The sequence below is a fragment of the Flavobacterium sp. LM5 genome (assembly GCF_002017945.1).
In the GTDB taxonomy this organism is placed as follows: domain Bacteria; phylum Bacteroidota; class Bacteroidia; order Flavobacteriales; family Flavobacteriaceae; genus Flavobacterium; species Flavobacterium succinicans.
On sequence record NZ_MUFX01000002.1, the window covers coordinates 14,085 to 26,677 of the forward strand.

Below are 12,593 nucleotides of genomic sequence, written 5' to 3' on the forward strand. Positions count from 1 at the left end.
AGTATTGTTTTTTTTCTTTGCTCCTTGAACAAAAAAACGAATAATTTACAAATAAAGGAAGCAGCACTATAACTTTATCATTTTTTTGACTAAATGAAGTATGTTTTCCTACTTTGTTAAGGCTTTCCTTTGATCCAATGCTTGTTTAATTTCTTTGGCTTTTTCTTCGCTCAAATCATAGTCTTTCATGATCCACATGGCGATCAAGGTCCCACAAATAGGAATTCCTGAAAAGAAAAGTCGTAAACCAGTAACAGCGCCTTCAGGTTGAGTAGCAGCACCTGCTTCAAAGGCCACAGCCGACATAATTACGCCTGTTAAAAGCCCTGCAATAGCAAAACCAAACTTTACCATCCACCAGTAAATAGCTCCAAACACTCCTTCCCTTCTTTTTCCTGAAGCTAATTCATCCATATCACACACATCGGCTGTCATAGACATCATCATGGTAAATAAACTTCCGATACCAAAGGAGAAGAAAGGCAAGGCAAACAAAAACATATAAGGTTTACCTGGAATAAAGAGAAACCAAAGCAAAATATAGCCAAAAATGGAAATACCTTGACAAATTAAAAAGGTTTTCTTTTTTTCGATTTTCTTAGACATCCAGGCTACAATCGGAATGACGATAAAAGTGGTCGACAATGCCCCAATACAACCAAAAAGTGTAGGCCAAATACCCGAAGCCGCGGTATCTCCATTAAACAAATAATAGACCACAATAAAAAAAGTAAATCCTGCTACTGTATTAAAGGCATTAAAGATAAAGAAGGTAGCAATACACAACTTTCTAAACGGTTTATTACGAAAGGCTTCTTTAAAATTCAACAAGATTTCTTTCATACTTCCTCCAATGGTTTTGAAGGTTAATGGCTCTAATTTATCATCAAATTGTGTGGATTTACTTTTGATAAAAATAGCTGGTACCATAGCCAAAATCATGAACACAATACCCACCCAAACTGCTAAAGTTCTAGTCGCAGTATCGGCATTAGGAAACCATGAAGGGTCGTACATAATTACCCAAAACCAAGGCGCAATTACCCATGCCCATTGACCAATCCATTGTGAAACAGCCATGATGGATGTACGCTCATGAAAATCATCGCTCATCTCATACCCCATGGCTACATAAGGAACACTAAAAATAGATAGTCCGATGTGAAAAATAAGCGACCAAATCAGGAAAAAAGTAAAATTGTACAACACACTATCTTCTCGATATAACTGCCACATAATTATAAATGAAATCCCCATAATTATGGAACCCAAAAAAACATACTGTCTTCTTCTGCCCCAAACTGATTTGGTATTATCTGAAATAAATCCCATGATAGGGTCGAAAAACGCATCGACAATTCGTGGTACAAAAAACAATACTCCCCACATCCAAGAGGGCATGCCTAAATTCTCTACCAAAACCACCATAAATATACCCAGTGCCGCAGGAAACATTTGGTTGGCTAACATCCCCAATCCAAAAGCTATTTTTTGTCCCATCGGTACTTTATTGACCAAGCTTTTACTAGTATTATTCATATTTTTTTTATTTAAAAAAGTAATGAGCTATCATATCGAAGCAGTTTTACCTCATCAACATTCCATTCCATTACTTTTCGTTACTTTAATTAATGCTTCATTGCGGGAGTTTTAACTTCTTTCCACAACGCTGCTTCGTTTCCATCGTAAGTTTTTGTAATGGACTTTCCATCACGGGTAAGGTTTTTAAAAACGCCTTGATCTACTAAATTCCATAGTGCATATTTGGCTTGGCCTTGTAAATTGATCAATCCAAAGTGATTTTCGGACCCCAAAGAATTTTTGCTGTCTTTCCATTGTTCGTCAAACCCTTCGAAGTAAAAAAGTGACACACCTGTTGAAGCACTCCAGTCTCTCATCAGTTGGTAATAGACCGCTGCTTTGTATTCGTCGGTAGCTTTGGAGCCTTCGGCACCGTAAAACTCGTTCGACACACTGGCCCAACCTGTTTCGCCAATATGCATCGGTTTGTTGATGCCTAAGGAGGTCATGTGTTTTTTTACGTTCGAAAATTGCGAAATGGCATAGTCTCGAGCGCGTTCCATCGCCTTGTCAATTTTTTCTTTTTCAGAAAGATTCGCTTCCTCTGGCAGCACTCCCCAAAATTGTGGGTTGTAATGCGTATCATGCATCGGATAGGTGTGCACTGAAATATAATCTATCGCTTTCATCAATTGGGTCAAGTCTTCCACATGATATTCTTTGTCGCCCCCGCCCCAAGAGGCAAAATTGTCGGAGCTGGTAATCCAAAGGTCTTTGGGTAGGTCGCCTTTTTGCTTTAAGGCTTGCAAATGATTCACCCATTTCAAAATAATATTGGGTTCTACATAATAGGCGTAGGCCCATTTGACCATGGCTTCATTGCCCACGGCAATTATTTTGATGATGTCGGGATACAATTTTGTCAAGCGAACGGCTTCGGCAATTTCGATAGGATTACGTTCGCTGTCTTGATTACGAATCAAAGGTTGATCGGTCCATGAATTCTTGCAATCGATCCAAGCGCCTAGCATCACGTACATTTCAAAAGCTGGGTTTTCCTTTCGGAGCAATCGAATGGCTTCTAACAGACGGGCCGTTTCCGCATAATGCACATTATAGGTGCGCAAGACTTTAACATTCATAGCCGAAAGTATCCTCAAATCGTCTGCAATTTGCGCCAACGTAGGCACCACTTCTCTGGAATTGGTTCGGTACCCACCATAACACATGGCTTGGTAGTTGGGATTGCCCAAGAGCGTTGCCGCCGAAACTTCTTTGGGTAAGGAAGTTTGGGTGGATTTACAACTCAAAAAAGCCATCGTTAGCAGTAGGACTACAATAATTGGGCTGTTTTTTTTCATTTTAAATGGACTTTAAAGAAACCGTAAGCAGCCTAATTTCACCAGTTCTGTTGGCAATTTTTTGGCTTAACTCGTGGGTCAAGGTAGTACCGTCCCACTTTTCTTTGGCTCCTGATTTAAAATGTACTTCGATTGCCTCTTGCTCCGCCAATTGGTACACTACAGGTACCTGACACACCGTAAAAGCCAAACTTTCAGGGTGTAACGTCAGGGTGTATTTCTCATTATGAAGATCATAAAACGTTACTTCTTCCGTTTGCGTCAAGAACTGATTTTTATCTAAAAAGGTAGGAGCAAATGACAAAACACCAGCTTTGACTTGCAATCCTAATTCGCCTTTTCGGGTCAAAATATCCTCTTTTACTTGTCCCGTCATACCCGGTTGTTGTGCGCCACGGTGTGATGGTGTATGCGAATACGGATCGGTGGTAAACACACCATACAATTTCGTGGTTTTATGTACGCCAATTCCGGCTTTCACTCCATAATAATGCTCGCGTAAAGCCCCAACTAGCGTTGGTTCTTTTTGTTCTTCGGTGGCTTTTTGCAGCACTTCTTGAACCGCTACGTGCAGTTTCGAAATCATGTGCCAGAATGTAGAACCTAAACCTTCATAACCAAAGAATGTCCCGGAGCGTCCTGTAAAAGCTTTATGATTGAATACCTCTTCAAAAATTTGAAAGATCAGTGCCGATTCTTGTGCCACTAAAGCGCTGTATTGCTCCTTTTTCTGAAGTTGTGCTAAGGATTTTTTCACATCATCGACATTATGGAAATTACCGTTAAAATGATACACCCCTTTCCTATCTTGATTCACAATAGCCCCATTTCCATCGGCTAATAATTGGGAAAGCAATTTTGATTTTTGAACGCTTAGTGCTGGAATACAGTTTTTTTCTAAAAACTTAGGTAAGTCTTTGTTCGGATACAACATGTAGGTGTTTTGATCTGCGCGATACAAAGCACTGTTTCGCATTGCATCAATCGTTTTTAGCGCCGCTTCTGAACTCAAATAGCCCGAACTTAAAACCGCCACTTGCCCTTCTAGCATTTCGCTTAAGTAAGAAATCGTTACGCCTTCATTTTCGATAGACATCAAATTGTAGGCGTGGTACAAGTCGTCTGTACGTTCATTGGCTTTGATCGTATGATCTAAAAAGCGTAACGTTAAAGCCGTGAAATCCAATAATTCCGACACTTGCAAGGCGTGTTTTTGCCCAGAGAAACCAAAACTATAAATGTGCAAACGGTATTTTGAAGCGGCTTCACCCAACTCATCCAAGATGGCTTTGCGTTGTACATTGTCAATTTTTCCTGCCAGCCCCTTTTCATTTTCGATGAAACATTCTGAAATACCAGCAAAAAACTGCAACAATTCATTAGAAATTGCTACACTTTCCTTTGGATAAGCAGCCAACATCGTACCGAATGAAGTCATGAAACGACGTAAATAATACAGGGTCACCATAGACACGCCATTCCCCACTAAAGCATTATTGGCATCATTCCATTCTGGACGTTGTGTGTTCATCCAAATTCCACCTTCGGGTATAAAGTTGGATAATTTGGCTAAGATCATCGCCAACATCTTTTCGATGAAATTCACATGATGAATTTCATTTTTAGCCGTCACCAACAAAGCGCCATCAGCTCCTAATTGGGCTTTACGCTCGAGAATTACTTTTTCCCAACTGTGACTGTAATCGATGGTCTCTTTTGAATTCTTTAAAATGTCTTGGTAAGGTTTGATGGTATACGGCACGGCAGCATATACGAAGCAATTTTTATCAAAATACTCTTGTAGTTTTCCAGGGTAGTATTTTTCGGCAAATTCTAAAAATTTCTGCAAGTAAATCACTTGATGATCGCCCCAGTAGCCGATGTAGGACCAAGGATTATCGGGTTCTATGGCTTCCCAATCGAAACCACTTTTGGTCACACGGTACGGATTGTAGCCATCAAAAGTAGAAGCATTCAAGAATTTATGAATCATACCTTCGATGAAATTAGGATAGGCATAGGCTAAGGCTTCCCAGTTTTGGAAAATATCTCTCCAATTGCCTTCATAATCTAGTACTTTGGAACCGTCTGACTCGTTGCGGGTGTTAATGGAAAATTTATTCCACGGACGACTTGGATCGCCATGACGACGACTGAATTTTAACGGTAAATATTCGGTACACAATCGCACTAGATCCTGATCTTCTTGATTTTCTAGGCTTTGCAATAAGTCGGTATAATTGAATTCTTGTCCTAAATTATCAAAGAAAGCTTGGTTTTTGGCAAAAACTTCGGCATTGGCTTTTTCAAAATAAGACACAAAATCGTCTTTTCCGATCAGATAATTTTCGTCAAAAATTCCGCCACGCATACAGTTGAACAGTACATTAGAGAAATGACGCGCATCGGAACGTTTGTCAGCGGTATATTGTAAGCCATCGGCTGCGGCATTGAGCGCCATTAAATTTTGGGTACCCAACACGACATCTTGATCCAACTGATTTTCTAGGGAAGCATCGGTAGTAATCGCTTCGCAAAGGGCCACTACTTGTGCTTGATTTTGATTCACATTGGTCACGAACTTCCAAGATTTGGTAGCATTCGCGGCTATTGAAAGTTCACTTACTACAAAATAAGCGCCTTTTTCACCTTTATTATCGGTTTCTTGAGTTACTTTTTGCCCTTTTCTAAAAGTAGGCAATTGTTTTGAAGACACTAAGTACGTTGGGTTTTCAGTACCTAATGACCATACTACATTGGCTTTCAGCGCCTCGCTAGGTTCGGCCCTGTCCACAATGATGGCACTTAAGGCAAAAATACCTAAACCGCTTTCTGCGTGCAATTCGGAACGTTTGTAGGCATCTACCAAGTTGCTCGTGCTGTTTTGTAAATCGCTATGCACCCCATATGGCATGACATTTTGAAGACCGTCTAACACGGTAATTTGATACTCTTTATCCGAGCTATTGATAACAGATGATTTTTTTACAAATCCAAAACGATCGCTAGAACTCCATTGGTAACGGAAGGTCAATTTCAAATCGGTATTGATTTCTTCAAAAATGATGCTATTGCCATAGAAACTTTTGTACAAATTTTTGGTCAAGGTGTACTTTTCGTTGAAACGATCGCTGAAAGGTTCCCAAAGTTGCGTTTGCCCGTCCAAATGCATTTGAACAATCGTTTTACTTCCGGTAGTATCTACTAATTCGGTAATTTTATCATCGGTATAATAAGGGAACAAAGCAAATTGGGCGTTTTTTCTACCTGCGGTTAGACCACCGTTGCTGGAAATAAACATCCAGTGATCGGAATCGCTAACGATGCTCATAAAAAATGGTCTTAACTCGTCGCTATTTTCTATTTTATAATATTTTTCTCCTTCTAATTCTACTAGAGTCATGAGATATTATTTTTAATTTATTATCTATTTAGTTCAATTGTTTTGGATATCAGAAACAAATTACTTCTGGTATTATTCCAATTATTTTATTTTTATTTTATTGACTTCAATGGCTTTTATCTTCTTTTGAAGTTTTGCCCTCGAGAAGTTTTTGGCATACGGATTAATTTGGTGTATTTCTTTCAAAAGATAATAGGCCAATCTCGGTTGTAGTCCATAGACTTCATTGTCAGCAGCTTTTTGTTTGGCACAAATCCCAAACCATTCCTCGTTCATGTTGTTTTTTCCTTTTTCGAAGTCAAAAACATATCCTCCGTTGGCCCATGATGCGTGGGTATCATGCACATTCAAATTAGTGGTTTGTCCCATTTTCCACCAACCATCACTAAATTGGAAAGTGAAACCGCCAATACAATTTTGACTTTTTCCCATTCCAGCGGCATTTTCATAAATTTCTTTCCAATTGCCTTTTAGAATTTCGGCTTGAGCTTTTTGGTCTTCTTTTTGGGTGATGGCATTAAAAGCATCCGATCCGAATTCGGTAAATACTACCGGTTTTCCGAATGATTTGACTGTTTCAAACAAATCACCAAAAGAAATGCCGCGATAGACATTGATGCCTAATATATCAACGGCTGTACACTCTTCCTTAATCATATTAAGGAACAACACATCACCATTACAAATAGCAACTGGATGCGCTACGTCTGCCGCTTTCATAGCAACTGCCGCTTCATTAAAAAGCTGATACATGGCTCTAGCGCGTTTGGTTGATTTTTTGTCTTCAACGGGAATATTCTCGGTTTCGGCACCTTCCCAAAAAAGACCATAATTATTTTCATTCCCCAATAAATACAATAACAATCCTTTGGTGTCTTTATATTCTAGGGCTAACTGTTGGACTTCTTTCAGGAGTGATTCCCGAACTTTAGTATCGGCATACTCGGTATTTGGCATCCAATTTCCATCCACAGCCACGCCGTAACGACCAAAAGAATGATTGAGCATGGTATAAATTCTAAACTTTGAATAAATGTATTCTATCCATTTTTTGGGGATTCCAGTGTACACTCTAATGGTGTTTACACCCATGTTTTTTAACAGCCCCATTTCATGATCCAAAGCCTTAACAATAAAAGCTTCGGGTTGTTCCCACAAGATGTAGGAATAATTTTTATCTATTGGAAAGTAATCCCAATTCATGCCATTGACCATGAATTTTTTTCCATCTACTTGAAGTGCTAAACCTGTCTTGTCTTGATGTACAACTACCTTGTTATTTTGAGCATAAAAAGATAATGAGCCGATTAAAAAAACAACTACTACAATAATTTTGTTCATGTAATTTTTTGATATTTTATTGCAATGTTTTTCTCAACATCCTTAGAAATTGAAAAAAGCATTAAAAAAAATGGTTGGAAAATATGATTTAAGCAGTATTGTATCGTACTACATTATAAAAAAAGCTTCAAAAACAGGTGTCAAAACTAAACACAAAACTGCTTTTGATTATAGTATCAATAAACGAGTAAGCTGCTTGTACAACTTACTCGTTATTGATTACTTAAAACTATTATTTACCATATACTCTAATATAATCTACTTCCATGGTAGACTGAGTGAAAGAGGATTCAACAGGCCCTCCTAAAGTTCCACCCATTGCCACATTCAAGATTAAGAAGAAATCTTTGTTGTAAACAGTAGCAGCATTGTTGTCTAATGAGCTATACAATTTATCATCTACATACAATTTGATAGAAGTCTCGGTCCAAATAGCTTTGTACACATGAAACTCAGTAGCTGCATTAGAAATAGTCGTTTTACCTACGATAGCATTGCCTCCTGAATTGCCAGGGAAATGGAACGCACCGATTACTTCATTTGGATTTTTTCCAACATATTCTAAGAAATCAATCTCACCACAATTAGGCCATCCTATTGTTTTAAAATCTTGACCTAAAGACCAAACAGCTCCCCAAGTACCCACACCTGCTGGCATTTTGGCTCTAAATTCAACTTTACCGTATTTGAATTTAAATTTATCTTCGGATTTAATTCTAGCAGAGGTGTAATTAGAACCGTCTTTTATTGCTGTAATTTTAAGCATTCCGCCTTCAACTTTTACATTTTCAGCTTTATTGGTATAGGTTTGCAATTCACTATTGCCCCAACCTCCAGCACCTAATTCATACGACCAGTTAGCCGTGTTAGGTGCACCAGCAGTATCAAAATTATCTTCCCAGATTAATTTGTTGAAATTATCCACGGGGCTTGTGTAGGTTTTGTAGTGGTCAAAATTAAATACCATGCTTCTGCAGGTACACTTCCATGCACAAAACGAACAACCATTCTATTCTCTGTGATAGAAAGGATTTCGAATTGTGTGGCACCAGCATAATAACCGATAAAACCTCCGTCAGAAATGTTCATCACTGTTCCTGTAGTTTGTGTCGCTGCTTCTTTGTTTTTAGTAACAAAAGAAGTAGATGGTGCTAAAGCAACAACTTTAGTCCCTGCTGAATTGAAAGGTAGACATTGATCATCACCACCATTAGTACCACCGCCAACACTCTTATATAATTTATTGAAAAACGTATTGCCTTTGTTGTCTTGAGTGTATTGAATTTTGCCATTTACCAGAGCAAAAGTAAAATCTCCATCATAAAAGCAAGTAGCTCCTTTTTCAAAAGGACCAGCACTATACCAAAGCGGGAAATAATTTTGTTTTTCATCTGTACTATTGGGGCCTACTCCAAAATGCCCTGCTTCGTTAGCAGCAATGTACCATTTTTTACCAGCAGCCGTTCCGCCAGTAAGTAAAGTAGTAGATTTTTCATCACTAAAATTACTGAATACTTTTACATCTACAGTGACAGAAGAAGTTACACCGCCTTTACCGTTGGCAATTACAGTAACGGTATAGGTATTGATTCCTACCGTGGTAAAACCATGTTCTGCCGTTCCTGAAGGAGCAATTTCTGAAACGCCGTCTCCATAAACGTATTTATAAGAAATTGCATTATCAGCTTTGGCTGTAAATTTCACTTTTCCTGAGCCATCTCCATCTGGAGTTTGTGCCGTTTTACCAACTATATCAAAGGTTACAGCCAAGTTAGTAGGTGCGCCCAAAGCGCCAAACTCTACGTTATCGTCTTGACAATTTACTAAAGCTAGTAAGCTGAAGAACGCTATTATATTTAAAAATACTTTTTTCATGTTCTTTTGAATTAATTAGATTGTTTCAAATCATCGAAATAATAAGTCGCTCCTGTTCCTGCCACATCGAAATCAGGAAAAACAGCTACCTTGTTATACGTTTTAGTAGCATCGTATTTACCTGCCAAATCAAAGGTCAGCACTTCCCACGCATTAGCAACGGTGGTTGTTGCTTTTACCTCAAAATTGATTCCACCGTTGGTTTTATCTTCCATTTTGAATAAAATAGTTGCACCAACTTTTGGAGACCATACGGCAATTTTTACTTTAGTTCCTTTGGAGAAATCAATTTTAGAATCCAACTCAATAGTAGCACCAGCCCATGTTTGAGCACCAGAAGGTTTTTCAATAGATACTACTTTATTTGATACATTAGCTCCAGACTTATCAGGATTAGCAATTACTTTTGCTTTTCCTTCAATACCTCCAAAACCTTCCCATCCATAAGTCAACAATGAAGACTCAAAATCAATAGGGAATTCTAATAAAGCACCCGGAGTTTTATAAAAATAGATGTTATCAATAAATACTGATCCTTTTCCAGAAGGAGTTCCTTCAAACTTGAATTGGAAAATATCGCTAACATCTAATCCTTGATCCGTAAAAGCTTTAATTGGGATCTCAATGCTGTTCCATTGACCCACCACCAAATCTTTGGTTACAGCTTTCTCAATCGGACCTGGCTTGATCAGTGAGGTTTCAATTTTTTCTAAATCGGTAGTCCAAACATCCATGTGAATGAATTCCATACCTGATACATCAATAGTAGTTCCATCTGCCAAAGCGATACCTTGATAACTCAAGTTAATATAATTTAACATTTTGTCGCCATTCAAATCAAACTCAGTAGCAGCATAACCCGCTTGAGATTGCCCCCAATATGGGAAAAAGTTGGTTCCGGCTACGTTAGTGTATTTTGAACCGTACAAAGAAATCACATCGCCAGCCTGACGGTTCGGGGGTGTTGGTGCAGCAGCAAAAGGCTTGTTAACTACCGTCACTGTAAAATCTTGACTAAACTCCGTGGTTTGAATAGCAGCACTTTTGGATACTATACGAATTTTGTACACACCCGGTTGATCATAAGTATAAGAAACCGCTTCTCCGTTGTTTCCAGAAATTGGATTAGGCTTCCCAGCTTCTCCAAAATAAACATCATAGAACAAAGCAAAATCAGCTTTGGCAGTAACGGTTACTTTTTTGGAAACTTGCTTATCGTTTTCAATTGTCACCACCAAATTTTGTGGAGCTTTAAACGAAACCACTACTTTTTGAATAGTTTCAGTTTTATTTCCATTTAAAGTAGTACCCACAATTTTAGCATCATAAACGCCTTCTTTGTATTTGTGATCAACCGTTCCACCTGGCACAACATAAGCAGGTTCTTTGGTACCGTCCCCAAAATAAATTTCGTAACGTGTAACTCCTTCCCCGCGAGGCAAGAAGGTAACCAATCCCGTATTGTCTTGTGTTACGGTGGTTAATGCCGAAATGTTCTTTGGGTTTTCCAATCCATTGATATCGACTACATCATTCTCGTTAGTACAACCCACCATGATGGCAAGCACTAACATATTTATAACATATACTATTTTTTTCATAATATTTATTGTTTAGTATCCAGGGTTTTGCTCCCAATTGCCGTTTGAAAATTGAATTTCTTCGATAGGTAAAGGGAAAATTTCGTTTTTTCCAGCTTTAAAGTTTGGAATGGCTCCTGCTGCTTTTCCAGTACGTACCAAGTCAAAGAAACGGTGCCCTTCGCCTAATAATTCTAATCTTCTTTCTCTGTAAATGAAATCAGTTAATGCTGCACCAGAAGCAGTAATATTGTGATTATCATCCGCAAAAGCACGTTGACGTATTTTATTTAAATACAATCTTGCTTTGGTATCATCAATTCCTCCACGGTTAAAGGCTTCGGCTGCCATTAACAACACATCGGCATAACGAATCGCTCTGTAATTGTTTGGATTAGTCAAGTTCAAATCTCCTGCAGCATCAGCACTACGTTTTCTTGGTAAATACTTTCTATTAAAATATCCTGTGTGTTCGTTTCCTTTTCCAAAAGTAGCTCCAGTACTTGCAGCCCAAGCTTCGATATCAAGAATGGCAACCGTTTTTCGGTTATCTCCACCTTCATAAGCGTTAAAAGCCTCTTTAGTAGGAACGTTAAAGCTAAACCCTGAAGTGAATAAACCACCTGAGTAGTTTCTCACACCATTAAACCCTACTGCTACGTTACCTTCACTACATTGTAAACATCCAAAACCAGCACCTTTAATATCAGTATACTGAACTTCAAAAACAGACTCAGCGTTGTTTTCTCCTGCCATTTCAAAAATAGAGTTGTAATCTGTAACCAAAGAGTACGTATTGGTAGTAATTAAACTCTCTAAAGTTGTAGCTGCTTGCGAAAATTTGTTTTGATACAAATACGCTTTTCCTAATAATGCTAATGCTGCTCCTTTGGTGGCTCTTCCTTTTTCAGAAGGAATGGCTGCCAAGTTTTGAGAAGCATAGATCAAATCGGCTTCAATAGCAGCATATACTTCTGCTGGTGTGCTTCTTTTGATGGTTTTTTCGTCTCCAATTTTAAAACGAGCATCTCCTTTCATTGGAACTCCACCAAACCATTTTACCAACTCAAAATGGTAATATGCTCTTAAAAAACGAGCTTCAGCAATAATTTGCTCTTTCCCAGTAAAATTAGTTTTGTCCTTAAATTCTAGGATATAATTAGTTCTTTGCACTCCAGCAAACATCCAATTCCAAATATCACGTAGGTTGTTATTTACGGGAGTATGAATCATGTCGTCAATTTGTTGAAAACCGATGACATCTGTTGGACTTTCACCACCTGCCAATGTATTATCAGAGGCAATTTCACCTAATAAAACATTCACATACGAAGATTGCAATAAGTCATAAGCTGCAATTAAAGCTCTGTCGTATTCTTCTTTAGAATTAAAATAATTTTCAGAATCAATTGAATATTCTGGCTGACGATCTACAAACTCATCCGTACAAGAAGTAACGGAGAGCGAAGTAACGATAAGTGTTACAATCGATATAAAAAGATATTTTTTCAT

8 protein-coding genes are annotated in these 12,593 nt (G+C 38.3%); all 8 read right to left on the bottom strand.

Annotation, left to right across the window (positions count from 1 at the left end):
- Nucleotides 1-108 precede the first annotated feature (108 nt).
- Nucleotides 109-1,539 (bottom strand): MFS transporter, encoded by a 1,431-nt coding sequence (locus BXU11_RS08515; protein WP_078212187.1) that lies wholly within the window; start codon nt 1,537-1,539, stop codon nt 109-111.
- An 89-nt stretch (nt 1,540-1,628) separates the two neighbouring features.
- On the bottom strand, nt 1,629-2,882 hold the full coding sequence (locus BXU11_RS08520; protein WP_223253710.1) for a glycosyl hydrolase family 17: 1,254 nt from the start codon (nt 2,880-2,882) through the stop codon (nt 1,629-1,631).
- A gap of 1 nt (nt 2,883) precedes the next feature.
- Nucleotides 2,884-6,285 carry a hypothetical protein gene (locus BXU11_RS08525; protein ID WP_078212189.1) on the bottom strand — a complete coding sequence of 1,134 codons (3,402 nt, stop codon included), beginning with the start codon at nt 6,283-6,285 and terminating at the stop codon, nt 2,884-2,886.
- Nucleotides 6,286-6,366: 81 nt separating this feature from the next.
- On the bottom strand, nt 6,367-7,626 hold the full coding sequence (locus BXU11_RS08530) for a hypothetical protein (RefSeq protein ID WP_078212200.1): 1,260 nt from the start codon (nt 7,624-7,626) through the stop codon (nt 6,367-6,369).
- A gap of 232 nt (nt 7,627-7,858) precedes the next feature.
- Nucleotides 7,859-8,551, bottom strand: a complete 693-nt coding sequence (locus tag BXU11_RS18055) for a family 16 glycosylhydrolase (protein WP_223253711.1) — start codon at nt 8,549-8,551, stop codon at nt 7,859-7,861.
- On the bottom strand, nt 8,530-9,501 hold the full coding sequence (locus tag BXU11_RS18060) for a PKD domain-containing protein (RefSeq protein WP_223253712.1): 972 nt from the start codon (nt 9,499-9,501) through the stop codon (nt 8,530-8,532). Before BXU11_RS18060 ends, BXU11_RS18055 begins: the two co-directional genes overlap by 22 nt.
- A gap of 11 nt (nt 9,502-9,512) precedes the next feature.
- Nucleotides 9,513-11,102: a hypothetical protein gene (locus BXU11_RS08540; protein WP_078212202.1), complete on the bottom strand. Its 1,590-nt coding sequence runs from the start codon at nt 11,100-11,102 to the stop codon at nt 9,513-9,515.
- Nucleotides 11,103-11,114: 12 nt separating this feature from the next.
- Entirely contained in the window at nt 11,115-12,593 is a 1,479-nt protein-coding gene (locus tag BXU11_RS08545; protein ID WP_078212204.1) for a RagB/SusD family nutrient uptake outer membrane protein, read from the bottom strand.